26 protein-coding genes and 2 pseudogenes are annotated in these 24,009 nt (G+C 63.6%); 11 read left to right on the forward strand and 17 right to left on the reverse strand.

Annotated elements, in window-relative coordinates:
- Positions 1–2: 2 nt before the first annotated feature.
- The 6 genes and pseudogenes from E3U47_RS14565 to E3U47_RS14590 all read right to left on the reverse strand — a co-directional run bounded on the left by E3U47_RS14565 (position 3) and on the right by E3U47_RS14590 (position 4,651).
- Positions 3–335: a hypothetical protein gene (locus tag E3U47_RS14565; protein ID WP_134692201.1), complete on the reverse strand. Its 333-nt coding sequence runs from the start codon at positions 333–335 to the stop codon at positions 3–5.
- 178 nt (positions 336–513) lie between these two features.
- Positions 514–1,965, reverse strand: a complete 1,452-nt coding sequence (locus tag E3U47_RS14570) for an MAC/perforin domain-containing protein (protein WP_167659488.1) — start codon at positions 1,963–1,965, stop codon at positions 514–516.
- 254 nt (positions 1,966–2,219) lie between these two features.
- Positions 2,220–2,434, reverse strand: a pseudogene (locus tag E3U47_RS14575) (channel protein TolC); the annotation flags it as partial.
- Positions 2,431–3,441 carry a DUF1176 domain-containing protein gene (locus tag E3U47_RS14580; RefSeq protein WP_134692205.1) on the reverse strand — a complete coding sequence of 337 codons (1,011 nt, stop codon included), beginning with the start codon at positions 3,439–3,441 and terminating at the stop codon, positions 2,431–2,433. The pseudogene E3U47_RS14575 and the gene E3U47_RS14580, both read right to left, overlap by 4 nt.
- Before the next feature lie 47 nt (positions 3,442–3,488).
- A complete protein-coding gene (locus E3U47_RS14585; protein ID WP_134692207.1) occupies positions 3,489–4,103 on the reverse strand; it encodes a hypothetical protein in 615 nt (204 codons plus the stop codon).
- A gap of 83 nt (positions 4,104–4,186) precedes the next feature.
- Complete coding sequence (locus tag E3U47_RS14590; protein ID WP_134692209.1) at positions 4,187–4,651, reverse strand: VOC family protein; 465 nt, start codon at positions 4,649–4,651, stop codon at positions 4,187–4,189.
- A 279-nt stretch (positions 4,652–4,930) separates the two neighbouring features.
- Between E3U47_RS14590 and E3U47_RS14595 the strand changes: the two genes are divergently transcribed.
- Positions 4,931–6,253 (forward strand): alpha/beta fold hydrolase, encoded by a 1,323-nt coding sequence (locus tag E3U47_RS14595; RefSeq protein WP_134692210.1) that lies wholly within the window; start codon positions 4,931–4,933, stop codon positions 6,251–6,253.
- A gap of 5 nt (positions 6,254–6,258) precedes the next feature.
- On the opposite strand, the pseudogene E3U47_RS14600 reads toward E3U47_RS14595, so the two are convergent.
- Positions 6,259–6,450, reverse strand: a pseudogene (locus E3U47_RS14600) (peptidase S8 and S53 subtilisin kexin sedolisin); the annotation flags it as partial.
- A gap of 292 nt (positions 6,451–6,742) precedes the next feature.
- On the opposite strand from E3U47_RS14600, the gene E3U47_RS14605 reads away from it, so the two are divergent.
- On the forward strand, positions 6,743–6,937 hold the full coding sequence (locus E3U47_RS14605) for a DUF1289 domain-containing protein (protein WP_134692212.1): 195 nt from the start codon (positions 6,743–6,745) through the stop codon (positions 6,935–6,937).
- A 118-nt stretch (positions 6,938–7,055) separates the two neighbouring features.
- On the forward strand, positions 7,056–7,964 hold the full coding sequence (locus E3U47_RS14610) for a LysR family transcriptional regulator (RefSeq protein ID WP_134692214.1): 909 nt from the start codon (positions 7,056–7,058) through the stop codon (positions 7,962–7,964).
- Here E3U47_RS14610 and E3U47_RS14615 read toward each other — a convergent pair.
- Together E3U47_RS14615 and E3U47_RS14620 are read right to left on the reverse strand one after the other, a co-directional pair.
- Positions 7,950–8,723, reverse strand: a complete 774-nt coding sequence (locus tag E3U47_RS14615; RefSeq protein ID WP_134692216.1) for a substrate-binding domain-containing protein — start codon at positions 8,721–8,723, stop codon at positions 7,950–7,952. The two genes, E3U47_RS14610 and E3U47_RS14615, sit on opposite strands and share 15 nt — an antisense overlap.
- A gap of 9 nt (positions 8,724–8,732) precedes the next feature.
- Positions 8,733–10,025, reverse strand: coding sequence for an MFS transporter (locus tag E3U47_RS14620; RefSeq protein ID WP_134692218.1), 1,293 nt, complete (start codon positions 10,023–10,025; stop codon positions 8,733–8,735).
- 228 nt (positions 10,026–10,253) lie between these two features.
- Between E3U47_RS14620 and E3U47_RS14625 the strand changes: the two genes are divergently transcribed.
- Positions 10,254–10,703 (forward strand): hypothetical protein, encoded by a 450-nt coding sequence (locus E3U47_RS14625; protein WP_134692220.1) that lies wholly within the window; start codon positions 10,254–10,256, stop codon positions 10,701–10,703.
- A 92-nt stretch (positions 10,704–10,795) separates the two neighbouring features.
- Positions 10,796–12,988, forward strand: coding sequence for an OsmC domain/YcaO domain-containing protein (locus E3U47_RS14630; protein ID WP_134692222.1), 2,193 nt, complete (start codon positions 10,796–10,798; stop codon positions 12,986–12,988).
- A 59-nt stretch (positions 12,989–13,047) separates the two neighbouring features.
- Here the strand turns inward: E3U47_RS14630 and E3U47_RS14635 are convergent, their stop codons facing one another.
- From E3U47_RS14635 to E3U47_RS14650, 4 genes are all read right to left on the reverse strand, one after another.
- Positions 13,048–13,365: a hypothetical protein gene (locus E3U47_RS14635; RefSeq protein ID WP_134692224.1), complete on the reverse strand. Its 318-nt coding sequence runs from the start codon at positions 13,363–13,365 to the stop codon at positions 13,048–13,050.
- Between the two features lie 288 nt (positions 13,366–13,653).
- A complete protein-coding gene (locus E3U47_RS14640) occupies positions 13,654–14,133 on the reverse strand; it encodes an isochorismatase family protein (RefSeq protein ID WP_134692226.1) in 480 nt (159 codons plus the stop codon).
- A gap of 20 nt (positions 14,134–14,153) precedes the next feature.
- Positions 14,154–14,606, reverse strand: a complete 453-nt coding sequence (locus tag E3U47_RS14645; RefSeq protein ID WP_134692228.1) for a DUF4440 domain-containing protein — start codon at positions 14,604–14,606, stop codon at positions 14,154–14,156.
- Entirely contained in the window at positions 14,596–15,954 is a 1,359-nt protein-coding gene (locus E3U47_RS14650; RefSeq protein ID WP_134692230.1) for an MFS transporter, read from the reverse strand. Before E3U47_RS14650 ends, E3U47_RS14645 begins: the two co-directional genes overlap by 11 nt.
- Positions 15,955–16,057: 103 nt before the next feature.
- On the opposite strand from E3U47_RS14650, the gene E3U47_RS14655 reads away from it, so the two are divergent.
- Positions 16,058–16,951, forward strand: a complete 894-nt coding sequence (locus tag E3U47_RS14655; RefSeq protein ID WP_134692232.1) for a LysR family transcriptional regulator — start codon at positions 16,058–16,060, stop codon at positions 16,949–16,951.
- 48 nt (positions 16,952–16,999) lie between these two features.
- Here E3U47_RS14655 and E3U47_RS14660 read toward each other — a convergent pair whose 3' ends face one another.
- The 3 genes from E3U47_RS14660 to E3U47_RS14675 all read right to left on the reverse strand — a co-directional run bounded on the left by E3U47_RS14660 (position 17,000) and on the right by E3U47_RS14675 (position 18,942).
- The gene (locus tag E3U47_RS14660) at positions 17,000–17,251 is read right to left on the reverse strand and encodes a hypothetical protein (protein WP_134692234.1); all 252 of its coding nucleotides are present in this window, start codon (positions 17,249–17,251) and stop codon (positions 17,000–17,002) included.
- A gap of 113 nt (positions 17,252–17,364) precedes the next feature.
- Positions 17,365–18,066: a YoaK family protein gene (locus tag E3U47_RS14665; RefSeq protein ID WP_134692235.1), complete on the reverse strand. Its 702-nt coding sequence runs from the start codon at positions 18,064–18,066 to the stop codon at positions 17,365–17,367.
- A 252-nt stretch (positions 18,067–18,318) separates the two neighbouring features.
- The gene (locus tag E3U47_RS14675; protein WP_134692237.1) at positions 18,319–18,942 is read right to left on the reverse strand and encodes a dihydrofolate reductase family protein; all 624 of its coding nucleotides are present in this window, start codon (positions 18,940–18,942) and stop codon (positions 18,319–18,321) included.
- A gap of 118 nt (positions 18,943–19,060) precedes the next feature.
- Between E3U47_RS14675 and E3U47_RS14680 the strand changes: the two genes are divergently transcribed.
- Positions 19,061–19,438, forward strand: a complete 378-nt coding sequence (locus E3U47_RS14680) for a GFA family protein (RefSeq protein ID WP_134692239.1) — start codon at positions 19,061–19,063, stop codon at positions 19,436–19,438.
- Between the two features lie 66 nt (positions 19,439–19,504).
- Here the strand turns inward: E3U47_RS14680 and nhaB are convergent, their stop codons facing one another.
- Positions 19,505–21,007 (reverse strand): sodium/proton antiporter NhaB, encoded by a 1,503-nt coding sequence (nhaB, locus tag E3U47_RS14685; protein WP_134692241.1) that lies wholly within the window; start codon positions 21,005–21,007, stop codon positions 19,505–19,507.
- A 151-nt stretch (positions 21,008–21,158) separates the two neighbouring features.
- Between nhaB and E3U47_RS14690 the strand changes: the two genes are divergently transcribed.
- The 4 genes from E3U47_RS14690 (at position 21,159) to tnpB (ending at position 23,984) form a co-directional block, all read left to right on the forward strand.
- Positions 21,159–21,971 (forward strand): crotonase/enoyl-CoA hydratase family protein, encoded by an 813-nt coding sequence (locus tag E3U47_RS14690; protein WP_134692244.1) that lies wholly within the window; start codon positions 21,159–21,161, stop codon positions 21,969–21,971.
- 35 nt (positions 21,972–22,006) lie between these two features.
- Entirely contained in the window at positions 22,007–22,837 is an 831-nt protein-coding gene (nudC, locus tag E3U47_RS14695; protein ID WP_134692246.1) for an NAD(+) diphosphatase, read from the forward strand.
- A gap of 494 nt (positions 22,838–23,331) precedes the next feature.
- A complete protein-coding gene (locus tag E3U47_RS14700) occupies positions 23,332–23,652 on the forward strand; it encodes a transposase (protein ID WP_134692248.1) in 321 nt (106 codons plus the stop codon).
- On the forward strand, positions 23,649–23,984 hold the full coding sequence (tnpB, locus tag E3U47_RS25235; RefSeq protein WP_167659489.1) for an IS66 family insertion sequence element accessory protein TnpB: 336 nt from the start codon (positions 23,649–23,651) through the stop codon (positions 23,982–23,984). Before E3U47_RS14700 ends, tnpB begins: the two co-directional genes overlap by 4 nt.
- Positions 23,985–24,009 lie beyond the last annotated feature (25 nt).

A 24,009-nucleotide genomic window follows, 5' to 3' on the forward strand; every position in this document is an offset into this window, starting at 1 on the left:
CTTCAGTGTCTGCGTGCCAACCTGAACAGCAGGTAGGCAGCACCCAGCGGGATGGCGAACAGCATGCACAGGAAGGAGAACAGGGCATGGAGGCCCGGGCTGTTCACATCCTCGATGAAGTAGCCCCGGCGCCAGAACCCTGGGCGGGTCAAGCGCTCGGCACTGGTCTGCACCAGGTACCTGGCGCAAGGATAGAGCAGGGTACTGCACAGCATGAAGAGCACCAGCCAGGCTGAGCGGTAGAAGGTGTCGCCACTGAGTATCCAGGCAAGGCTTACCACGCCGAGGTAGAGGCAGCCGATCAGCAGGTGGCGGGTGTAGTAGGGTCGATCCATCAGCGGCTCATCGAGAGGCAAGGGCGCCGGTTCCAACAGGACCGGCGCTTTTGTCGTGCGGCTCGCACAAAGCGCCATGATTACAGACTCGAGCATCCGTTGGGAATCGCGTTGCTGCTGGGCGATGAGCGGCCCAATGAGTGGCGGGCTTGCCTCCCCTCATTGGGCGCAGCAGTTACTACTTGCCTACGAAGGTACAGGCATAGATGAAGTTGCCGCCAGCACCTCTGTTGAGGTCACCGGGGACCTTCAGATAACCATAGGGAGCGTTGATATCCGCATTGTTGCCGCCGATGACCGTGACCTTGTTGATTGCGGTGTCGGTGTTGTAAGCCTCGGTCTTGTAGCAGAGGAATACATCATCACCGCCCGCGCCCTTGTTCAGGTCCTGGGGCAGCTTGGTATAGCCAGGTGGGGTAGGCTCCTTGTTGAAAATGATCCTGATATCCGTCACAGCATCTTTAGGCCTGTCGGCCTGCCAGGTTTGTTCGTGATAGCACAAGTAGATGAAGTCACCGCCGGCACCGGCATTGAGGTCGTACTCGATCTTGCTGTAGCCGACCGGTGGTTCGATGGTTGAACTACCGCCGGTGATGACCACCAGTTGGTCGATGTAGTTAGCCTTGACCCGGTACTTTTCCGATTGCGCCGGCGCCCAGACGTCATCGTAATGCTTGCGCATGGCCTCGGCCTGCGCCTCGTTGCTGCACAGGGTCCAGATTTCCTGCATGGGGATGGTGGGGACGAAATCGACGAAGTCCGGCGAGGCGCTCACACTGTCTACCCAGGCCTGGAAATCTTCTTTTTTGCCGCTGAACACCCCATGTGCCTTGGCACCGTCGCCGCCGCGCACTTCCTGGTGGGTATTGGAGTACTGAGTGAAGCTGCTGATCGACTCGCCATACTTGGCTTTGGCCTCTGCGCTCAACTGGCCGGTAAGCCCTTCGTAGCTCGCCTTGGCGACCACCGACACCGAGTAGTCACGCTTGACCCTGAGCTTGTTGGTCGAGGAGGCGAGGATGGCCCGTCCACCCATTACGATGCCGGTAAGGAAATGGCTGCCAACTCTATCGAAATAGCGGCTTATGGCCTTCGGGTCGTTGACGTTCAATTCATCTAGTTGTTGGCGCATGTGTGGCAGCATCAGTTCGCGCAATGACTTCACCGAAGGCAAGCGCAACGACCAGAGGTTGATCGATTGCTGAATGCGAGTGAACTCGTTTTCCGCGTTGCGCAGTGAATTACTGTCGAAATCCGTGGACAGCGAGCCACTGAAGAAGTTGTAACGGCCTTCGATGGCGACGCTGGTAGCCAGACTGCGCTGGTACTCGCTGATCGTGTTGCCGCTGACGTTGGTGTAGGTTGCGCTGTCGTTCTGTTGCACGTCGACGATCTCGGGTACGAAGTAGCCGGCTTTGAAAGGCACTTCGCGTTTCTTGGCCGTGGCCCAGTCGAACAATTGCACCGCGCCGCTGTTGACACTGGCATAACTGATGAATGGGTTATAGCCAAGTCCAATGGCTTCGACGCCAGGTAGTACGGTTTCATTCAAACCTGCTTTAAAACGAATAAGTTGCAGGTGTTGCGTGGAAAAGTTTACAAGTCCTTGTGGCAAGTCTATGTTTTCCATGGTGATTTCCTTATGTTTTGTAGGCAGATAGAACAACTCGTCCAGCGAGCAAGGAATCAGCATAGATAAGTTTTTTATTGTGTTTGATGGGGGCGGTTAAAATAGTGAAATCTTTGGTATTACTGCGTTGAGTGTATATATATTGATGGGGTTTAAATGAAGTCGGGGGAGTGATCGCAGGGCCAGGTGCTAGTGCTTGCAGCGCTGGTCAGATCGGGTGCCACGGCGCTTTCGTTGAACACCCACGGCCACCCATCCGAGTTGGTGCTGGTGCCGCCAAGGGTGAAACCCTTGCGTGCCGACAGCAACGAGCGTTCGTTGGACGCCACCGCCTTTTCCAGCGCGTGCACGCGCAATGCGCCACTCTGCACGCCGCGGTATTCGCGGGTGGTGCCGCTGATGACTTCCTGGCGGGTGGCATCGAACTCGTCCAGGCCTTGGAGCTGTTGGCGCTGGCCTTGCCGGTCAATTCACATAGCTGGGCACGCTCCAGGCGCCGTCCCTGAAACCCCGGCAGCGTACATAGTTGGCACGGTAAGTCAGCACGAAGCGCGTGCCGTCCCAGGTCCAGAACGCCCGCTTCATGCAGTCGCCGCGCGGGCTCTGCATCTGCCAGGAGCCAATGGTGGCCCGCGCGCGGTCGAAGCGGGTGCCGGCTTCGGTCACCAGGCTGGCCAAGTAGGGCGGCCGGTCCTCGGCGACCCAGAACCCGGTCGCGGTGTTGTAGCTGTTGGCCGCGCATTGCGTGCTGACCAGCAGCCGGTGTTCATCCAGCCGCTCGATCAACAAAGGCTCGGCGTGCAAGGCGGGGCAGGGCTGGTGGGGCGCCACAGCGGCGGCCAAGGCTTGGCGCAGCGACGGGTCGTCGGCCAGGCGAGCATCTTCGACGCGGGTGTCGAGCAGTGGAGGATGGCTGATCGGCGGTGAGGCTCGTTCGGGCCCAGGCACCAGGTCTTCGTCCTCGTCACCGCGCCTGACCGCGGCGGTAGGGGTGCCGAGGCGTTCCTGCAGTTCGTCCATCTTCAGCAGCACGGCGGTTGCGCCAGCGCCGGACAAGGGCCAGGCGTGTCCGAGTGCATCGACGAAGCGGATCCTGGTATTGCCCGCCAGGGCGTTGACCAGGCGTCGGCTGGCGTACTCGTCGAGCATGAAATCGCGGGGGCCATGTTCCTTCGCCGAGGCGACCAGCTCATCGTCCAGTACCAGGCTGACCGGGGTGGTCGGTGGGTCGCCGGCCAGATCGGCGAACAGCAGGTTGCCGGTGAAGGACGTGCGCGGGCCAGCTTCGCGATTGAGCGCCAGGCTGATGCCGTCGAGGCTGTCGCCGGGTGAATAGCCCATGGCCACGCAGGTACCGGTCCTGAGGCATACCAGGTCCCAATCCTTGTGGGAGAACTCGACGCCCTCCCTGGGCACCTGGGCCTGGGCAAGGGTGCCGAGCACCAGCAGGGGCCAGCACAGTGCGTGCAGTTTCATCCGTGCTCCGCGCAACGCACAGGCCTTGAGCGAATGTCCTGGCACTGTCACTTCACCTGGCCGTTGTACACCACGCTCGCCGAGCCCTCTTTCTTGATCGTCAGGGTGTTGCCTTCGGCCAGGCTCTCGACCATTTCCGAGCAGCCGTCCACCTGCTGCTTGCCATCGACCTGTTCAGCATTGCTATCGAAGCTGAATACGTAGGTGGAGGCGGGGCAGGCATTACCGCCCTCGCCGGTGGATATCACCAGCACATAGCGGGAGGGGCCGAATGCGTAGGCTTTTTCGATGGTGACGTACCCCGTGTATTCAGCCTCTTCGACGATGGCCTCCATGAGGTTGATCACCCCGGCACGGGACGGGTAGTTCAATGCGCTGCCCATGCCCATTTGCTGCAAGGTGAACGGCCCGGCACCGGCATCGCTGACGGGCAATGGCACATAGGTCACGCTCGGCGCCGCGGGTGCCAATTGGATGGCGGCAGGTTTGCTCAGGAGTGCTTGCTGGGGCTGCGGGTTGACGCACTGACCGCTTTCGCAGATTCGTTCACCCTTGCAATCAGTGTCCTTGGCGCATTGGCCGGTGAGCGCAGTGGCCTGTTCGGCCTTGTCGCAGCCGCTTATGGCCAGGGTGAGCAGGGTCAAAGCGAGCAGTCGCTTCATTGGCGAAATCCTTTTCGGGGGGATGGCGGCGTGCAGTATCACCAATCCCATTGGTCTTGTCGTGTGCCGAAAGGCAAAGGCGACTAGGTCGGGCTGGCGAACACGTCCTCGAAAAAGCGCTCGATGGACTGCTGCTCGAGGATCTCGATGGAAAAATGCCCGAAGCGCTTGGGCAGCCAGAGGATGCGCGCGCCAGCCGGCGATTGCAGGTCGGCGCGGGCCAGGGGCCGGCCGTTCTCGTCCTCAGGCTGCACGCCGGCAGCCAGCAGTTGGTCGTAGGCCAGCTCGATGTCCGGGGTCGAATAGCAGTGGCGGTAGATCATGCCCTCGCCGTGCTGGTCGAGCAGGGTCTTGAGGTTGCCGGCCAGCGGCTGGACCAGCATGAAGCGCTCCTGGCCCAGGCGCGCCACCGCGTAGCGCACCTGCAGGCCGCGACGTTCCCAGACCTGGGTGGTGGAAATCTCGGCACCGAGCATCTGCTGGTAGTAGGCGCAGGCGGTTTCGAGTTGGGCGACCAGTACATCCACGTGGCTGAACTTGAGCTGCATGGCAGGGCTCCTGAAGGGGCAGTCAGTATGCCCGTTGAGCGGATAGTCGCAAACGGCTGACGTGGCCCTTTGACATCTATCTGCCAGGCGTCTAAACGGAACCAAGGGCCTGTCACCCCCGTGGGGTTCATCATGCCGATAGCTACTCGCGCACCCGCCACCTTTGCCCCGGTGATGCGTTTCCCGGTCCGTCCACCGTGATGCTCAAGTCGTTGCTTCTGGCCGCGTGACTGCACCTGCAGCACGCGTCGGCGTGACCTTGACCTGGTGAATACGACCATGAAGATCCTGCTGATGCTTTGCGCCTGCCTGTTGGCAGCCTGCGCCCTGAACAAACCCCTGCGTGACGATCAGGTGGTGACCTGTGACACGCTGGTGTCGTGCAGCCACAGCTATTACGAACTGCATACCAAGCCGCGCTACGAGATCGGTTTCGTCGAGTACAGCGAGCGTGGCAACGATTTCTTCCCTGAGCGCACCCAGCAATTGCTCGAGCGCCTCAAGGGTTACTCCGCCGAAGGCGACCTGGCCATGGTGGTCTTCATCCACGGCTGGAAGCACAACGCCGCCCCGCAGGATGCCAACGTCGTCAGCTTCACCAAGGCGCTGGCCAACCTGGCGCAGTCCGGTGTGCTGGGCAAGCGCAAGCTGGTCGGCATCTACGTCGGTTGGCGCGGCCTGTCGATGCACGGCCTGGGCAGCGAGAACCTGACCTATTGGGACCGCAAGGCGGTAGCCGAGGAAGTGGGCCGAGGCGGGGTGACCGACCTGCTTACCCAGCTGGAGCAGATCGACCGCAAGGACAGGAACTACCTGGTGATCGTCGGTCACAGCTTCGGCGGTGCCATCACCCTCAGCGCCTTGCACGACCAGTTGCTCGAACGCCTGCATAACCAGCAGCTGGGCAACAAGGTACGGGCCTTCGGTGACGCGGTGATCATGCTCAACCCGGCCATCGAGGCCGACCAGGGGCTGCTGCTCAAGGAGAACAGCCTGAAGGTCGGTGTTTCCGGCGCGCAGGCCCAGCCCTTGCTGTACGTGATCAGCTCGGAAAACGACAGCGCCACCCATTGGTTCTTCCCGCCGGGGCAATGGCTGGGGGTCAATCTGAGCTGGAGCCAGGTGGATCTTCAGCGCCGTTACCGCGGCATGCCGTTCGTCCTGCGCGAGGAAGCGCTGGACACCACGGCGCTCGGCAACTACAGCCTGTTTCACACGGCGCGGATCCGCGATATCGAGCCGGCGCAGGCGACCGCTGCGGCCAAGACCCTGGAAGACACCAAGTTCGGCGACTGGCAGCTGACCAGCTATTGCACGCCCGATGGCAACAATGGCGGGCCGCAGGTGCAACGCATGCCGTGCTACAGCAACGAGCCGGTCAACTTCATCTACACCTCGAAGTCGTTCATCAGCAGCCACAACGATATCTTTGGCGACCAGGTGATCGCGTTCCTGGCCACGGCGGTGGGCAAGGCCATCTATGAACGTACCCAGGGGCGCGACTACCTCAAGGCCTGTCGCGGGGAAAACGGGTTCCAGTTCGCCGCCTGTTTCGACTATCACTACGAAACGGCTCGGCGCACGCGGCAACAGCTGGAGTGACCGGTTCAGCGCACCCGCTCGCGGCTCTGTAGCGCCAGGTCCAGCGCCTGGCGCATGTCCAGCCGCGCCGAACGCCCCACGGCGCTGTCGTGCAGTTGGTAACCACGCTCCGAGGGCAGGATCGGCGCGGTCAGGTCCTCGGCGTCCATGGCTTCGAAATCGTGCTTGTCGCCGATGCTCATGGCGCTGCGGCGCAGCTGTGCGGCTTTGCAGCAGGTCGGCGCAGCGCTGTAGATGTTCAACACGCAGTGGCGCTTCGGCGGCGGCGAAGCCGGGCAGGCAGATCAGGGCGGCGAGGGCTGCGCAACGTAAGGGCATGGGCGGTTTTCTTGCCGGTGGCACTGCTGTTGCGACCGCCGTGGCAAGGGTTTCGTTCAGCCGGGTTGGCAGAAGGGTGGGTGGCTTGGGGGTGAGGGGCGCTGGCGCGCCTGTTCTGCGGCCAAGTGACCGCGATTGCAGTATCCTGCGTGTCCCTGACTGGAGCTGCCCATGGCCAAAGATATCGACAACCCCTGCGTTTCCCTCTGCCAGCTCAACAGCGAGCTGTGTGTGAGTTGTGGGCGTACCCGCGAGGAGATTCGCAAGTGGCGGGGAATGAAGCGCCCGGAGAAGATGGCCACGGTGCAGCGGGCAGCGGTGCGGTTGAAGGCGGTGGTGAAGAAGAATGCTCGGCGGGGAGGGTAGCGGGTTGATGGGCGCAGGGTGTTCGCCGTGAGGGTCTGATAGGCGTGGCATCTGTTGTGGCGAACCAATTGCCAATACCATTGATGCACACCTTCGATCAAACCCGTGGAGCCCCAGGGTGAGCATCAATTTCGACCTGAACGACCTCAAGGCCTTCCGCGCCGTCGTCGAGCAAGGCAGCTTCCGCCGCGCCGCCGAAAGCGTGCGCATCACCCAGTCGGCCCTGAGCCGACGCATCGACAAGCTCGAAACCGCCCTGGGGGTGAAGCTGCTCGAACGCACCACGCGCAAGGTCGCGCTGACCAATGTCGGCCGGGCCTTCCTGCCCCAGGTCGAACGCCTGCTCGATGACCTCGACCTGGCCTTGCTCAGCGTCGGCGACGGTGGCGCGCTGCGCACCGGCACCTTGACCATCGCTTGCGTGCCATCTGCGGCCTACTACTTCATGCCCCACGCGATCCGCGCGTTTCATGGCCAGTACCCCAAGGTGCGGATCAGCCTGCTCGACGCCTCGGCCAACGAGGTCAGCGCCGCAGTGGCCTCGGGCGAGGCGGATTTTGGCGTCAGTTTCACCGGCAACCTGGCGCCAGAGATCGAGTTCAGCCCTTTGCTGGAGGAGCGCTATGTCATCGCCTGCCGCCAGGACCACCCGCTGGCGCGGCAGGCGGTGGTCACCTGGGCCGAGGCCTATAGCCACGACTACATCACCTTGGGCAAGGCCTCGGGCAACCGCCTTGTGCTGGACCGCGCCCTGGCCGGCATGCCGTTGGAGAAACAAAGCATCTGCGAGGCGCAGCATGTGACCACCCTGCTGGGCCTGATCGAGGCAGGGCTGGGGATCGCCGCCGTGCCGTCGATCGCCATGCCGGTGGGCACCCATCCGATCCTCGCCCAGGTGGCCTTGGTGGAGCCGCAGGTGACCCGGCAGATGGGCGTGCTCAAGCGCCGTGGGCGCACCTTGACGCCCGCGGCGCTCGAGTTCGAGCGCTTGATCCGGCAGTTGCCGGGCACTTTAGCGGGGCACTGAATCCAGGCCGGTGGCCTGCACGGTACCTTGCACCTGGGGCGAGGCCAGGTAGTCGAGCAGTTGCCGCGCCTCGGCGGGGTGCTGCGCAGCGGTCGGGATGCCAGCGGCGAAACGGGTCACCGACTGCACGTCTTCGGGCAGCTTGCCGGCGAAGGTCACACCGGGCACCGGCAGCAGTTCGGCTACCTGCTGCAAGCCCACCTGGTAATCGCCCTTGGCGACCACCGAGGCCACGGGGATGCGCTCGATCATCGTGCCGCGCGGGGCCAGTTGCGCCTGGATGCCGAGCTTGTCGAACAGCTGCCGCTCGACATAGACCCCGCTGGCGCTGTCCGAGTAGGCCACCGAGCGGGCGGCCAGCAAGGTCTTCTTCAAGGCGGCCGTGGTGCTGATGTCTGGCTTGGGTTCGCCGGCCCGCACCACCAGGCCGATCCGTGAATCGGCCAGCTCCACCCGCGAGTCGGCAGCGACCTTGCCCTGGCGGATCAGCTCATCCAGGGCGTAGCCGACCATGATCACCACGTCGGCGGGTTCGCCGCGTTGCAGGCGATTGGGGATCGCTTGCGGCGCCTTGCCCATGGACGGGCCGAGCACGGTGGTCAGGGTGTTGCCGCTGGCGGCGGTGAACTGCGGGCCGAGACGGTTGTAGGCGGCGGTAAACCCGCCCGAGGTCATCACCGTCAAGTCGGCGGCCAGGGCGAGGCTCCCCGGGGTGCTGACGACCAAGGCGAGTGCCAGGAGTATCTTCAATGGCTTCATCGTCGCGCCTCAGGCCGGCACGGTCGCAGCGCGACTGGCCAGGCGGCGGTACAGCACCAGCGTGGCGGCGAACGCGCAGCAGGCGGCGACCATCATCCAGTAGGCTGGCGCGGCCTTGTCGCCGCTGAGGTGAATCAGCCAGGTCGAGATTGCCGGGGTGAAACCACCAAACAACGCGGTGGCCAGGCTGTAGGCCAGGGAGAAGCCCGCCACCCGCACCTGCACCGGCATGATTTCGGTCAGCGCCGGGATCATCGCGCCGTTGTACAGCCCATAGAGGCAGGAGAACCACAGCAGCACTTCGAGCATGTGCCCGAAGCTCGGCGCCTGAGCCAGGAATTCCAGGGCCGGGTAGGCCGTCAGCAGGGTCAGCAGCGACATGGCCAGCAGCAGCGGCTTGCGTCCGAAGCGGTCGCTCAGGGTGCCGCCGATGGGCAGCCAGATGAAGTTCGACACCGCCACCAGCAGGGTCACCATCAGCGCATCGCTGGTGCTCAGTTGCAGCACCGTCTTGCCGAAGGTGGGCGCGTACACGGTGATCATGTAGAAGGCGGTGGTGGTCATGGCCACCATCAGCATGCCCAGCAGCACCACGCCGGCGTTGTCCAGCAGGGTGCGCAGCACGGCCTGCATGTCCGGGCGATGCTGGCGCGCGGCGAATTCCTCGGTTTCGGCCAGGTTGCGCCGCAGCAGGAAGATTACCGGGATGATCATGCAGCCCACGCCGAAAGGCACGCGCCAGCCCCAGTCCGCCAGCTGTGCCGGCGCCAGCCATTGGTTCAGGGCAAAGCCCAGGGCGGCGGCGACGACGATGGCCACCTGCTGGCTGGCCGACTGCCAGCTGGCGTAGAAGCCCTTGTGCCCGGGGCTGGCCATTTCGGCCAGGTACACCGACACACCACCGAGTTCGGCCCCGGCGGAAAAGCCTTGCAGCAAGCGCCCGAGCAGCACCAGCGCGGGGGCCCACAGGCCGATGCTGGCATAGCCGGGCACCAGCACGATCAGCAGGGTGCCGCTGGCCATGATCCCCAGGGTGACGATCAGGCCCTTGCGCCGGCCGATATTGTCGATATAGGCGCCCAGCAGCACGGCGCCGAGCGGTCGCATCAGGAAACCTGCGCCGAATACGGCGAAGGTCATCATCAGCGCGGCGAACTCGTTGCTGGCAGGGAAGAAGGCGGCGGCAATATAAGTGGCATAGAAGCCGAACAGGAAGAAATCGAACTGTTCGAGGAAGTTTCCGGACGTGACTCGAAAGACCTGGGCGGCCTTCGACTGGCCACAGGGCGCAGGCTGCTGCATGGGGTTCTCCAGCGTTTTTAAACTTATTTGTAAGTGCTTGTAACTGGAGATTCTGGGTGAAAGTGCGGCTGAGGATAATCGTTGTTTTTGCATGGACTGATGCACTTTTGCGATCAATCGTACTGTAGGCGCCTACCGCGATAGCTTGTAGACGTTGGACAATGATAGTTTGCGCCGCGCCCGCAATGATGCGGCGCGGGCCATTTGCAGATGACAAGGACGGTTGCAGTGAACGACACCCCTTCGCTACTGAGAAAAATGCTGCTTTGGGCCCTGGGGCTGGTGGTGGTGCTCCCCGTCATGCTACTGGCTGGGTACGCCTGCCTGGCGGCCATGATCATCATCCCGGCCATGTCCTTCGAGAAGCTTGATGATCCTTGGGAGTATCACCTTGCCCGTTTGGGCGCGGTTGTCGTGGTGGCCATGGGCTTGCTCGGCCTCAGGGCCGGAGGTCGGCTTTACCGGCATTTTCTGCGCAGTACCCAAGCACCGGCGTGGGCGCGTTCTGCCTGGCTTGGTCTGGCGTGCGGCACTGCGGCAAACCTGGTGTTCCTGGGCTGGTTGCCCAGACTCGAGCAGCATGAACTGATTCTATTGGGGTGGCCGCTGATCGGTAGTGTGGCATTTGCCCTGCTGCTGCTGGGTGCCCGGCACCGCCGTCATGAAACCCCTCACTGAACGGCTATCAGCCTGGCTGCAACACTTTCCGCTAAAAATCCCGGATAATGCCGGCCATTTATCCGTCCCGCCCGCTTTCTGGTACCCCGCGCATGGAAATCAAGGTCAATTTTCTCGACAACCTCCGTCTGGAGGCCAAGTTCGACGACTTCACGGTGATCGCCGACCAGCCGATCCGCTACAAGGGCGACGGCTCGGCCCCGGGGCCGTTCGACTACTTCCTGGCCTCGTCGGCACTGTGCGCGGCGTATTTCGTCAAGTTGTACTGCCAGACCCGTGACATCCCCACCGACAATATCCGCCTGTCGCAGAACAACATCGTCGACCCCGAGAACCGCTACAACCAGATCTTCAAGATCCAGGTCGAGCTGCCCGAGGACATTTCCGAGAAGGACCGTCAGGGCATCCTGCGCTCCATCGACCGCTGCACGGTGAAAAAAGTGGTGCAGACCGGCCCTGAGTTCGTCATCGAGCAGGTCGCCAACCTCGACGCCGACGCCCAGGCGCTGCTGATGCCGGTGTCCGACAGCGCTACCTATATCCCCGGCAAGGACCTGCCGCTGGAGCAGACCATCGCCAATATGTCGGCGCTGCTGGCCAACCTGGGGATGAAGATCGAGATCGCCTCGTGGCGCAACATCGTGCCCAACGTGTGGTCATTGCATGTGCGCGACGCGCAGTCGCCGATGTGCTTCACCAACGGCAAGGGCGCCACCAAGGAGGCGGCGCTGGCCTCGGCGCTGGGTGAGTTCATCGAGCGGCTGAACTGCAACTTCTTCTACAACGACCAGTTCTGGGGCGAGGACATCGCCAATGCGCCGTTCGTGCACTACCCGAACGAGCAGTGGTTCAAGCCTGGGCCCAAGGATGCGCTGCCGGCCGAGATCCTCGACGAATACTGCCTGGAAATCTTCAACCCGGACGGTGAGCTGCGCGGCTCGCACCTGTACGACACCAACTCGGGCAACAAGGAGCGGGGTATCTGCTCGCTGCCATTCGTGCGCCAGTCCGACGGCCAGACGGTGTACTTCCCGTCCAACCTGATCGAGAACCTGTACCTGAGCAACGGCATGAGCGCCGGCAACACCTTGCCCGAGGCCCAGGTGCAGTGCCTGTCGGAAATCTTCGAGCGAGCGGTCAAGCGCGAGATCCTCGAAGGCGAGCTGTGCCTGCCTGACGTGCCGCAGGCGGTGCTGGCCAAGTATCCGGGCATTGTCGCCGGCATCCAGGGGCTGGAGGAGCAGGGCTTCCCGGTGTTGGTCAAGGACGCCTCGCTGGGCGGTGAGTTCCCAGTGATGTGCGTGACCCTGATGAACCCGCGCACCGGTGGCGTGTTCGCCTCGTTCGGCGCCCATCCGAGCTTCGAGGTGGCGCTGGAGCGCAGCCTCACCGAGCTGCTCCAGGGCCGCAGCTTCGAGGGCCTGAACGACCTGCCGCAGCCAACCTTCGAAAGCCACGCGCTGACCGAGCCGAACAACTTCGTCGAGCACTTCATCGACTCCAGCGGCGTGGTGTCGTGGCGCTTCTTCAGCGCCAAGGCCGATTTCGAGTTCGTCGAGTGGGACTTCTCCGGCCACGGCGAGGACTCCAACGCGCAGGAGGCCCAGACCTTGTTCGGCATCCTCGAGACGCTGGGCAAGGAGGTGTACATGGCGGTCTACGACGACCTCGGTGCCACCGCCTGCCGCATCCTGGTGCCGGGCTATTCGGAGATCTACCCGGTCGAAGACCTGATCTGGGACAACACCAACCGCGCCCTGGGGTTCCGTGCCGACATTCTCAACCTGCACAGCCTCGACAACCGCTCGCTGAAGCTGCTGCTCAAGCGCCTGGACAACGCCGAGGTGGACGACTACACCACCATCACCACGCTGATCGGCGTCGAATTCGACGACAACACGGTGTGGGGCCAATTGACCATCCTCGAGCTGAAGCTGCTGGTGCACCTGGCGTTGCAGCGCTTCGACGAGGCCAAGGAGCTGGTGGAGATGTTCCTGCAGTTCAACGACAACACCGTCGAGCGCGGGCTGTTCTACCAGGCGCTGAACGTGGTGCTGGAAGTGGTGTTGGACGATGAGCTGGAAATGGCCGACTACGAGGTCAATTTCCGCCGTATGTTCGGCAACGAGCGGATGGACGCGGTGCTCGGCTCGGTGGAGGGCAGCGTGCGCTTCCACGGCCTGACGCCGACCAGCATGAAGCTCGACGGGCTGGATCGCCACCTGCGCCTGGTAGAGAGCTACAAGAAACTGCATGCCGCGCGAGCGAAGGCGGCAGGGCTGTAACGGCAGGCTTCAGCGTAAACCACGAGGGGCCGCTTTTGCGGCCCTTCGTGCGAATACCGTTATTGCGGCAACTGCGCCTGGGCGCGGGTGAAGGCGTCGTCGAAGACCTCGTCCAGCTTTTTCGCCAGGGTGTTCTCGAAGACGGCGGCCGTCAGTAGGCCTTGGCTGAAGCCGATGCTTTGCTCCTTGGCCACAGCCAACTGCTGGCGGTTTTCCGCTTCGGCCATGTCGCCCAGGTACTGGGCGGCGCGGACGGCGTAGCGTTCGGGGAGTGACAGCTGTTCGAGCGCCGTCAACGAGAGGGCGAACTGGCTGGCGGCGGCGGGTCTCAGGCTGAGGTGCTCGAACTGGAGCAGGCTCAGGCGATCGGTAGTCAAGGCGAATCTCCGTTTCTTTGCGGGAATACCCGGTTACTCTCCTGCGTTTTGCCGCGCAACGGAAGGGGGGGCGGGGCAATGAAGCGAAAAAAACTGCATCGTCTTCAGGCTCGTCGCTTGCAGGGGCCTTGGCTGCGAGGGTTTTTGCTTGCGTGAGTACCGCCAGATGCCTGCCGTAAACCATGCAGCGCCTATGAGATCGAGCGCCGCCCGCGCGGCGCAAGGCCGCTTCTTCATTTGTTTCGGGGCAATCTGTTCTGTGCCATTGCGCCTGGCGCATCTACCGGGTCAGCTCTTGAGCTCGGCCAGGACCTCGGCGGCGGTGGTGACCTTGCCGAAGTGGTGCTTCCACAGGTCGATGCCTAGCTGGCCGGAGCGGTCCAGCGACGAGCCCATGGTCAGGTCGGTGACCAGGGTTGGGCACAGGCCGGCGTCGAACAGGGCGAAGCCTGCGGCCAGTACGCAGGTTTCGGTCTGCAGCCCGCACACCAGCACGCGCTCGACACCCAGGCCCTTGATGTAGGCGAGGGTCTCGGCGCTCTGGCCGTAGCCGTGCTTGACGAACACCTTGTCGGCCTCGACCAGGGCCATGTCCTCACGGGCCGGGTGCCAGCCGAGCTGGCGCTGGAACGGAGTGACCTGCTCGTCATGCAGCTCGATCGAGGCGAGGGTGGGGATGTGGGCCGAGAGGACGCGGATACCATCGACCAGCTTCTCGGAGGGGCTGAAGGTGGACTGCACGTCGACGATGAGCAGGACTTGGTGCATGGCAGGTTCCCGGGCCAGGTTCAAGGGCCGGGGAGTATACCGTCGTGCTTGGTTGTCGTGGCAGCCGTGGGCTCGGCCTGTGGTGTTTCATGCAGGCAGTGCCAGATCACCCCGGTGGCCGTGCATTCGACGATGGCCAGCGACCAGCGTTGGGTCTGCTGCCCATTCCAGCGATGGGTTTCCTGGTAGCGCACCGCCACATGCGCGCCGGCCTGCCATACCACGCGCACCTGGTCGACGCTGATCGCAAGCCCCGCCCGGGTGCCGGCCGCGGTCCTGAACAATTGCTCGACCTGCGGGCGTTCCAGCACCTTGCCCGCCGTACCGACCATGCTGAAATCCTCGGCGAACACCGCCATCAGCCCGCCCAGCACGGCCTGGGTTTGCCCAGGCGGGCGGGTGAACATCAGGTGGATCAGCTCATGGACGTGATGAATGCTGCGCTCGGCGCGGGCAATGGCGTTATCGGGCATGGCAGGGGGGCTCCAGGGGCAGGGCGCGCAGGCGCATTATCGGAACCAGCCCGAGCAATGCCGCCAGGGCGAAGGTCAAGTGATAGGCCTGGGGCGCGTCGGTGCCCTCAGGCCATAGGTTGAACAACATCAGCAGCAAGGTGGCGCCGAGGCTGAAGGCCATCTGCCGGTTGAGGTTCCACAGCACGCTGGCCTGTTGCATGCGTTCGCCGTTGAAATCCAGTAGTGCAGTGGTTTGCGCGGCGTTGGCCCCCATGCCTCCGCCCAAGCCCATCAGGCCGTAGGCGGCGATCAACAGGGGGTTGTGCGCTGCGCTGTCGACCCGTGCCAGCAGGGCGATACCCAGGCTGTGCACGAGCATGCCGAGCAACAACAGGCGGCGGGCGCCGACGCGGTTGTACAGGCGCCCGACCGCCAGCATTGCGATGAACGCGCCTGCCGCATAGAGGATCATGTACAAGCCGGTAGCATGGGCACTCAAGTGCAGCACCTGTTGCAGGTAGAAGATGTTCAACAGGTTGACCCCGGTGAAGACCCCGGGGATGGCGTGGTAGACCAGCATCGCGACGCGCAGGCGGGCGCTGGCGAGCAGTGTCAGTTCGACGATGCCGTGGCCGGCGTGCCGGTAGTGGGCACGATACAGCAGGGCGCACGCCAACCCTGCGGCGAGGCTCGCCAGGAGCACAAGGGAGCCGTGGCCGGCACCGTACAGCGACATGCCCGATAACAGGCAGGCGAGGGCACCACTGACCAACAGCAGGCCTTTGAAGTCGGGGCGCGGTTGCCTGTTGCCCGGTGCCTCGGCAATCCAGGCCCAGGCCAGCGCGGCGGTCAGCAAGGCGAAGGGCAGGTTGGCATGGAAGACCCATGGCCAGCTGTAGCGATCGACGATCAGGCCCCCAATGCTGGGCGACAGCGCCGGGGCGAGCAGGGCCACGGCCATCACCAGGGTCGAGACACGGGCGCGCTGCGGCCCCTGGAACAGGTTGAACGTCAGTGCCTGGCCCACTGGGATCAGCAAACCGCCGGCCATGCCCTGGGCCAGACGCCAGGCGATCAGCGCCGCAAAGCTCGAGGCTTGGCCACAACCCCAGGCGCTCAAGGCGAATGCGAGCATCGACGCCGCCAGGACGCGGCGCGGCCCCCAGCGCGCCGACAGCCAGGTGCTCAGCGGGATCACCAGGGTCAGCCCGAGCATATAGGCGTTGCCGACCCAGGCGCTGGCGGCGCTGGCGACGGCGAACTGGCCAGTAATCGTCGGCAGTGCGATAGCGGGCATGAACATGTTGATGCAGTCGATGAAAAAGCCCAGCAGGAAGACCGTGGCCACACGGTAGCGGTAAGTCATTGGCAGTCTCGGTCCTGGGCTGTTTTCCAGCGCAAAGCCTAGGTGCGTGGACTGCCCCTGTCGATGTCGCTACCCTTGAAACTCTGTTTGATGGAACTGAACAATGCTGCGCACGGCCCTCCACACCCAGCTCAATCGGGTGCAAACCTTTCTGGCGGTGGTCGACTTCGCCTCGTTCACCAAGGCGGCGGATTTTCTCGGTATCAGCAAGGCCATGGCCAGCCAGCACGTCAAGGCGCTGGAGCAGGTGCTGGGCGTGACCCTGTTGCTGCGCACCACGCGGGCCATCGCGCCAACCGAAATCGGGCAAGGTTTCTATGACGACTTCAAGGTGATCGTCGGTGATGTCGAAGGGGCCTTCGACAGCGTCATGCAGCGCCATAATGGTGTGTCGGGAAGCTTGCGCATCAGTACCACCGGGGAATACGGCGAGCGGTTCGTCTTGCCGCTGATTCCGCTCTTCGCGGCGCGTTACCCGGCGCTGTCGATCAGCTACAGCATCGATTCGGCGTTGAGCGACCTGGTGGCCGAGCGGTTGGACCTGGTGGTGCGTCTCGGCACCTTGGTCGATTCGAGTTTGCGCAGTCGCAAGCTGACCGAGTACGACATCCTGTTGGTGGCGACGCCTGCTTTCCTGGCTCGGCATGCCGTCGAGCGCCCCGCGGACTTGGCACAGGTGCCCTGGATCGCCAATAGCAACCTGCATAACCCGACTACCTGGACCATGCAGTCGGCGGCGGGGCCAGCAAGTGTCAGTGGGCGGGCTGCGCACCAGTCCAATGTATCCCATGCGATCCGTGCATTGGCCTGTGCGTCGCTGGGAGTGGCGGTGTTACCCGCCTGGCTGGTCGAGCAGGATCTGCGCTGTGGCACATTGCAGCGGGTGTTACCGGACTACAGCCTGCCGGCACAGCCGGTAAGCGTGGTGTATCCGAACAGCAGCCATGTGCCGTACCGGACGAGGTTGTTCATCGACTTTCTGTGTGAGCATCTTTGAGGGGCTGGGTGGCGCAGGTGGTCGCGCCCAAGCCTACGCCGGGCGGATTCAACTGCGCGTAGCGGCTGGGCTGACAGTGGCTTGCGTGACTGCTTGGCCCTGGCCTTCGCGCAGCACGGCGAGGCGACGCTGTTCGTATGCTTCTTGGCTCAGCCCCTGGCGTTGCAGGGCCTCGAGTTGCAGCTGACGGCTTTCCTCGGCGCTGTAGGGGCGCAGTTCAGGGTGGTTGGCACAACCGCCGAGCACGGCGATGCCGACGGCGGTCAGGGTGGCGAGCAGCAGGCGGTAGGTGGTGTTCATCGAGGTGCTTCCGCGGGCGGGGTGAGTCGGTGAAGCCAGGTTATTGCCCGCGTCGAGTCATTGGAAATTGCTGTTCTCGATAGTGACTATTGAGGTAATTGCAAGCCCGGACCTCAGCGCGGCATGTACCCCAATTGCCAGGCCCGTGGTATGAACAGCGTCACCAACGCCAGCAGGCAGGCCACGGCGCTACTGGCCGACAGCGCCAGCAAGCCCAGCCGTTGCTGCAGCCACGCGCCTAGCGCGGCGCCCAGCAGCATTCCGGTCCAAGGTACCAGCTGGACCCGCCAGCCATGTCGCCGCTCGCCCAGCAGCCAACGCCCCAGGCCGCGGCCGAAGCGCGATAGCGCGCCGGTGACGTAGGTCAGTCCGATGGGCAGGCCGTTGACCTGCTCGACCACGGCATTGAGCATGCCCATGGCCAGGGTCGCCGCGACCAGCGCCGGCAACGATAGGCCCGACGGCCAGGCCGCGGCACCGGCCAACAAGGTGGCGACCACCAGCAGCAACGGCGCGGCGCGGCGGCGAAAGCGCCGTGCCAGCAGTACGCCCAAGGCATTGCCGAGCACGAAACTGAGGATCGCCAGAGCCAGGCGGGCCATCAGCGCCAGGTCGGCCTGGCTGATCGCCACCGCCAGGCGCGTGGTGTTGCCACTCATGAATGAGACGAAATCACCCAGCGCCAGCAGGCCGATGGCGTCGGTCATGCCGGCGAGTACCGACAAGCCCGCCACCAGGCCCAGGCCGACCCGGCCGCGCAAGACTTGCAACCGGGTGCGTCGGGCGCTGTGCAGGGTTGGGGCGGTTGGCAGCATGAGTGGATCTCCGTGGCTGGGATCCCGATGTTATACCCCTGGCCAGGCCTGGCCCATGACCTTGCGCATGACCACGCACGGCCATTCGAGCCCGAAGGGCGAGTGATACACCGAGCCTGTGTCACCGACATAGCCGCAATGGCGGTAGAACGCAGCGGCGTTCAAGGTGGGCGCTGCGCAATCGCTTGAGGCTATTCAATCCCCAGGCCAAGCCCCGCATGCCGTGCGTGCTGTATTGGCGCTAACACCACCCTAGGCCGCTTCGAACGTGCCGGTGCGTACCGCGCCGCTGCGTTGGTAGCGGGCGATCAACACGCCGCTGGGCGAGGCGACCGACTCCACCAGGGTAAACGCCGCCGGTTGGGCGTCATCGCCGAACAGGCGCTTGCCGTGCCCGAGCAGCAACGGGTGGACCAGCAAGCGTAGTTCGTCCACCAGCCCGGCGGCCAGCAATTGACGCACCAATTCGCCACTGCCCTGGGTCAGCAAGGCCGGGCCTGGCTGTTGCTTGAGCGAGCGCACCGCGGTAGGCACGTCCATGCCGAGGGCATGGCTGTTCTGCCAATCCAGCGATTCGGGATGGTGAGTGGCGACATGTTTGTCCACGCTATTGAACAGGTCGGCCATTGGCCGGCTGTTCGAGTCGGCCCCGACCCGTGGCCAGTAGCCAGCAAAGATGTCGTAGGTACGCCGCCCCAATAGCAGGGCGAAAGGCTGGCTGAACAAGGCCTGCATGGCTTGGCCGAAGACCTCGTCGGCATAAGGTGGCAGCCAGCCGCCGTGGGCGAAGCCGCCGCTGGTGTCTTCCTGCGGGCCACCGGGGGCCTGCATGATGCCGTCCAGGGTGACGAAGGCGGCAACGGTGAGTGTGCGCATGGCGCGTGCTCCTGGAGTGGATGTGCTGGGTAGTCGAATGGCGCTGGCAGCAATCGACAGGAACCTTGAACGATAGCGCGGGTTCAACCGTTGCAGCGATCGACGGAGGAGGTGGACGATGGACAAAGTGACAGGAGGCTGCCTGTGCGGCCAATTGCGCATAGAAGCACGCGGCGAACCACGGCGTGTAGGGCTGTGCCACTGCCTGGATTGTCGCAAGCACCACGGTGCGTTGTTCGGCGCTTCAGCGATGTTCGCCGCGGATGCCGTGCAGGTCACCGGCGAGGCGACGGCCTATGCGGGCAGGCATTTTTGCCCGCGTTGCGGGTCGTCGGTGTTCGCCCGCAGTGACGGTGAAGTGGAGGTGCACCTTGGCGCGCTGGATGAGCCGAACCGTTTCAGGCCAACCTACGAGCTCTGGGTGGTTCGGCGGGAGGCCTGGTTACCGGCATTCGTCGGCATGGCGCGGTTCGAGCGGGACCGGCTGGCCCCGTAGGCGCCTGCCTTGCTGGCGAACCAGGCGACAGGGTGAATGCCGGTGTTGGCAGACCTAGGGCGAGCGCTACAGCCAGTAAGTCACTGCCCACCAACCCAGGCCACCCATGACCACGGTATAGGGCAACGCCATCCACACCATGCGGCCATACGACAGGCGAATCAACGGCGCGATCGCCGAGGTCAGCAGGAACAGGAACGCCGCCTGGCCATTGGGCGTGGCCACGCTCGGCAGGTTGGTGCCGGTATTGATCGCCACTGCCAGGGTCTCGAAGTGCTCGCGGTTCATGGCGCCGTTGAGGAACGCCTGTTTCACCTCAGTGATGTAGATGGTGGCGACGAACACGTTGTCGCTGATCGCCGACAGCAGGCCGTTGGCCAGGTACAGCATGCCCGGCTGTTGCTCGCTGGGTAGTGCCAGCACCCAGGCAATCAGTGGGCTGAACAGCTGCTGCTGGTGGATCACCGCGACCACCGCGAAGAACACCACCAGCAACGCGGTGAACGGCATGGCGTCCTGGAACGCACGTCCCAGGCGGTGTTCGTCGGTGATGCCGGTGAAGGCTGTGATCAGCACTATCACCAGCAGGCCGATCAGCCCGACCTCGGCGATATGCAGGCCCAGGCAGACGATCAGGATCAGCGCGGCCAATCCCTGCACCACCAGGGCCACGCGTTGGGCCTGGGTGCGCGCGGCATCGTCCTCGGCGGCGTAGGCGGCCAGCACCTGGCGCACCGGTTCGGGCATCAGCGTGCCGTAGCCGAACAGGCGCAGCTTTTCCAGCACCACACAGGTGACCAGGCCTGCGGCCAGTACCGGCATCGACACTGGGGCCACCTGGTGGAAGAACTCGGCGAAATGCCAGCCCATCTCATGGCCGATCAGCAGGTTCTGTGGCTCGCCCACCAAGGTACAGACGCCGCCCAGTGCGGTACCCACCGCGCCGTGCATCAGCAGGCTGCGCAGGAAGGCGCGGAACTGCTCGAGGTCCTCACGGTGCAACTGTGGGATGTGCTGGTCGCTGTCCAGCGCACTGTCTTCGCGTGGATTGCCGCCGGAGGCGACGCGGTGGTACACGGCATAGAAACCTACTGCCGCGCTGATGATCACCGCGGTTACGGTCAGGGCGTCGAGGAACGCCGAGAGAAACGCCGAGAGCACGCAGAACAGCAGGCTCAGCAGGGCCTTGGAACGCACACCGAGCAGAATCCGCGAGAACAGGTACAGCAGCAGCTCCTTCATGAAGTGGATGCCGGCGACCATGAACATCAGCAGCAGGATGACCGGGAAGTTGTGCTGCAATTCTTCGTACAGGGCCTCGGGCGTGGTCATGCGCAGCGCCAGCGCCTCGACCAGCAGCAAGCCGCCGGGCATCAAGGGGTAGCACTTGAGCGCCATGCCCAGGGTGAAGATGAACTGGATCACCAGCACCCAGCCGGTGACCACTGGGCCGAGGGTCGCCAAGAGCAACGGGTTGAGGAGCAGGAACAGGCAGATGACGGCCTTGTACCAACGCGGCGACTGGCCCAGGAAGCTGTGGGCGAGGGCACCGGTCAGGGAACGGGACATGAATTTGTATCCTTTTGATTCAGCAGTGCCGCACGGTGCCCCATCAAGGCGCAGGGTGCAAGGGATCCAGTCCCGTTTTTGGCACATGCGCGGCCTTGCGGGTGCGCTAAGATCCTGCGTTGTGAATTCTTTCCCCAATGGAGTGCCGTCCGTGACCGAATACACCGCGTTCAAGGTTGAGCTGACCGACAACATCGCCCACGTACAGATCAACCGCCCGGAAAAGATCAACGCCATGAACGCCGCCTTCTGGGAGGAGCTGGTCCAGATCTTCCAGTGGATCGACGACACCGATGCGGTGCGCGCGGTGGTGATCAGCGGTGCCGGCAAGCATTTCTCCTCGGGCATCGACCTGATGATGCTGGCCTCCTTGGCCCAGCAACTGGGCAAGGACACCGGGCGTAACGCCCGTGTGCTGCGCCGTACCATCTTGCGCCTGCAAAGCTCGTTCAACGCCGTGGACAACTGCCGCAAGCCGGTGCTGGCGGCGATCCAGGGCTACTGCATCGGTGGCGCCATCGACCTGGTCTCGGCCTGCGATATGCGCTACTGCGCCAGCGACGCGCAGTTCTCGATCAAGGAGATCGACATGGGCATGGCCGCCGATGTCGGCACCTTGCAACGTTTGCCGCGTATCATCGGCGACGGCATCCTGCGCGAGCTGGCGTTCACCGGGCGCATGGTCGATGCCCAGGAGGCGTTGCGCATCGGCTTGGTCAACCGCGTCTATGATGACCAGGCGGCGTTGCTGGACGGAGTCTTTGCCATAGCCCGCGAGATTGCCGCAAAATCGCCGATCGCCGTGGCCGGCACCAAGGAGATGCTCAGCTACATGCGCGACCATCGCATCGACGATGGCCTGGAGTACATCGCCACCTGGAACGCCGCCATGCTGCAGTCCGAAGACCTGCGCGTGGCCATGGCCGCCCACATGAGCAAACAGCAACCGACGTTCGCCGACTGACTGACAGTGGCGGGCGCCATCTAGGGACCCGAACCATGTCAGCACGCTGGACAACTGCAGTACTCGACCCGCAGACCATCGGGGGGCTGGCCGTCGCCCGCAGCCCGGACGGGTTCCTGATGGACGCCAACGGCGCGCTGTTCCCCCGTGACTGGCTCAAGCGCCAGGACCTGGACGTGTTGTGCGAGCATGGCATCGGTCATCTGGACGGCGAGCCGGTGTTCCTGCTGGAGCTGCGCAGTGCCAGCGAAGTGTCGGGTTGCGGCTGGCAGGGGCTGCGGCGGTTCATGCTCGAGGGGGACTTCGATACGTACAAGGTACTCGGTTACGCCGCGCAGATCGGTACCTGGGCTCGCGAGCACCGGTTCTGCGGCAGCTGTGGCCAGCCGATGACGCAGATCCACTGGGAGCGGGCGATGTACTGCCAGTCGTGCGATTTGCGCAGCTATCCGCGGATTTCGCCGAGCATGATCGTGTTGATTACTCGCGGCGACGAGGTGCTTTTGGCCCGTTCACCACGCTTTGTCACCGGGGTCTACAGCACCCTGGCCGGGTTCGCCGAGCCGGGGGAGTCGGCCGAGGACTGCTTGGTGCGCGAGGTGCGTGAGGAGGTGGCGGTCGAGGTGAAGAACATCCAGTACGTTGGCAGCCAGTGCTGGCCGTTTCCGCATTCGATGATGCTCGGATTTCATGCCGAGTACGCGGGAGGGGAGATTGTCATGCAGGCGGATGAGATCGAGGATGCGCAGTGGTTCAATGTGCATGAGTTGCCGCCTTTGCCGGCGGGGCGGTCGATTGCGCGGTATTTGATTGATTTGTATGTGGCGCGGCGGTTGGGGATGCCTGAACCGGTTTTGCCTGCCTGATATCTGGTTTCTGGTTTCTGGTTTTAGTTGGGTTGGTTGGTTTTGGAAGTTGTATGCGCATTCATTTGTGATGGTGACGCTTATTCACCTTTCCGCCCTTACGGCGGGTCCCTTTTTGAAGCATCAAAAAGGGACCAAAAAATGCTCGCTCCATTCATCCGGCCCTCCGCTTCGCTCCGGGTTCCCTCACTCCGGCCTTGCTCCCGGGAGGACCGCGCTGAACGCCCCATCCTGGGGCGCAGCGCTTGACGGGCATCCATGCCCGTCACCTCCCTCCGCAAGACCTCCGTTCGGCCTCCTGAAGTCGCGAAGTTACGGGCGGCGCCTGTACTGGCGCAGCTAGTCGCTAGTTGAATGTGTGGGAACTCTGGATCGCATCGCGGGGCAAGCCCGCTGTAAGCGTACAGCGAACTCACCTTCCGAACTCCAGCATTAAGGGCGATGGTGTCCGCGTATTTTAAGCGGACGCGATCACCCTTATCGCCAGGATTTCCATGCGCCAACGAAGCTCTTATACGAAACCATTCAAAGCTCAGGTCGTTCAGGAATGTTTGCAACCTGGCGCAACTGTGTCCGGCGTTGCCATCAGCCACGGCATCAACGCCAATGTCATCCGTAAATGGCTGCCGCTCTATCGAGACCAGTCCGCAACACCTTCGCTGCCGGCATTCGTCCCGCTAAAAGCCGCACCTAAACGGCCAGTCGAAGCGTCAGTGATCATCGCGTTGCCCATGGCCGGGCAAGTGATCACGGTTAAATGGCCAACCTCGGATCCCGAGGGCTGCGCGCAATTTATTCGGGCTGTCGCTCAATGATCCGCATCGATGCCATCTGGCTGGCCATCGAGCCGATGGACATGCGCGCCGGTACCGAAACCGCTTTAGCCCGAGTGATCGCGGTGTTTGGTGCGGCGAAGCCGCAATGCGCTTATCTATTCGCCAATCGTCGGGCTAACCGGATGAAAGTGCTGGTGCACGACGGCGTGGGCGTCTGGCTTGCCGCGCGGCGACTGAACCAAGGCAAGTTCCACTGGCCCGGCATTCGCCATGGCTGCGAGGTCGAACTCGACAGCGAGCAACTCCAGGCGTTGGTACTGGGCCTGCCGTGGCAGCGCGTTGGTGCAGGCGCTGTGATTACCGTGCTTTAAACGACGGCCATTTGGCCGGTCTACT

This window comes from Pseudomonas sp. RIT623 (assembly GCF_004519305.1).
In the GTDB taxonomy this organism is placed as follows: domain Bacteria; phylum Pseudomonadota; class Gammaproteobacteria; order Pseudomonadales; family Pseudomonadaceae; genus Aquipseudomonas.

What these genes read in the sequence shown, in the direction of transcription:
- E3U47_RS14565 (WP_134692201.1), bottom strand. Translation starts at nt 335, where the DNA reads ATGGATCGACCCTACTACACCCGCCACCTGCTGATCGGCTGCCTCTAC.
- E3U47_RS14570 (WP_167659488.1), bottom strand. Translation starts at nt 1,965, where the DNA reads ATGGAAAACATAGACTTGCCACAAGGACTTGTAAACTTTTCCACGCAA.
- E3U47_RS14580 (WP_134692205.1), bottom strand. Translation starts at nt 3,441, where the DNA reads ATGAAACTGCACGCACTGTGCTGGCCCCTGCTGGTGCTCGGCACCCTT.
- E3U47_RS14585 (WP_134692207.1), bottom strand. Translation starts at nt 4,103, where the DNA reads ATGAAGCGACTGCTCGCTTTGACCCTGCTCACCCTGGCCATAAGCGGC.
- E3U47_RS14590 (WP_134692209.1), bottom strand. Translation starts at nt 4,651, where the DNA reads ATGCAGCTCAAGTTCAGCCACGTGGATGTACTGGTCGCCCAACTCGAA.
- E3U47_RS14595 (WP_134692210.1), top strand. Translation starts at nt 4,931, where the DNA reads ATGAAGATCCTGCTGATGCTTTGCGCCTGCCTGTTGGCAGCCTGCGCC.
- E3U47_RS14605 (WP_134692212.1), top strand. Translation starts at nt 6,743, where the DNA reads ATGGCCAAAGATATCGACAACCCCTGCGTTTCCCTCTGCCAGCTCAAC.
- E3U47_RS14615 (WP_134692216.1), bottom strand. Translation starts at nt 8,723, where the DNA reads ATGAAGCCATTGAAGATACTCCTGGCACTCGCCTTGGTCGTCAGCACC.
- E3U47_RS14620 (WP_134692218.1), bottom strand. Translation starts at nt 10,025, where the DNA reads ATGCAGCAGCCTGCGCCCTGTGGCCAGTCGAAGGCCGCCCAGGTCTTT.
- E3U47_RS14630 (WP_134692222.1), top strand. Translation starts at nt 10,796, where the DNA reads ATGGAAATCAAGGTCAATTTTCTCGACAACCTCCGTCTGGAGGCCAAG.
- E3U47_RS14640 (WP_134692226.1), bottom strand. Translation starts at nt 14,133, where the DNA reads ATGCACCAAGTCCTGCTCATCGTCGACGTGCAGTCCACCTTCAGCCCC.
- E3U47_RS14645 (WP_134692228.1), bottom strand. Translation starts at nt 14,606, where the DNA reads ATGCCCGATAACGCCATTGCCCGCGCCGAGCGCAGCATTCATCACGTC.
- E3U47_RS14650 (WP_134692230.1), bottom strand. Translation starts at nt 15,954, where the DNA reads ATGACTTACCGCTACCGTGTGGCCACGGTCTTCCTGCTGGGCTTTTTC.
- E3U47_RS14655 (WP_134692232.1), top strand. Translation starts at nt 16,058, where the DNA reads ATGCTGCGCACGGCCCTCCACACCCAGCTCAATCGGGTGCAAACCTTT.
- E3U47_RS14660 (WP_134692234.1), bottom strand. Translation starts at nt 17,251, where the DNA reads ATGAACACCACCTACCGCCTGCTGCTCGCCACCCTGACCGCCGTCGGC.
- E3U47_RS14665 (WP_134692235.1), bottom strand. Translation starts at nt 18,066, where the DNA reads ATGCTGCCAACCGCCCCAACCCTGCACAGCGCCCGACGCACCCGGTTG.
- E3U47_RS14675 (WP_134692237.1), bottom strand. Translation starts at nt 18,942, where the DNA reads ATGCGCACACTCACCGTTGCCGCCTTCGTCACCCTGGACGGCATCATG.
- E3U47_RS14680 (WP_134692239.1), top strand. Translation starts at nt 19,061, where the DNA reads ATGGACAAAGTGACAGGAGGCTGCCTGTGCGGCCAATTGCGCATAGAA.
- nhaB (WP_134692241.1), bottom strand. Translation starts at nt 21,007, where the DNA reads ATGTCCCGTTCCCTGACCGGTGCCCTCGCCCACAGCTTCCTGGGCCAG.
- nudC (WP_134692246.1), top strand. Translation starts at nt 22,007, where the DNA reads ATGTCAGCACGCTGGACAACTGCAGTACTCGACCCGCAGACCATCGGG.
- E3U47_RS14700 (WP_134692248.1), top strand. Translation starts at nt 23,332, where the DNA reads ATGCGCCAACGAAGCTCTTATACGAAACCATTCAAAGCTCAGGTCGTT.
- tnpB (WP_167659489.1), top strand. Translation starts at nt 23,649, where the DNA reads ATGATCCGCATCGATGCCATCTGGCTGGCCATCGAGCCGATGGACATG.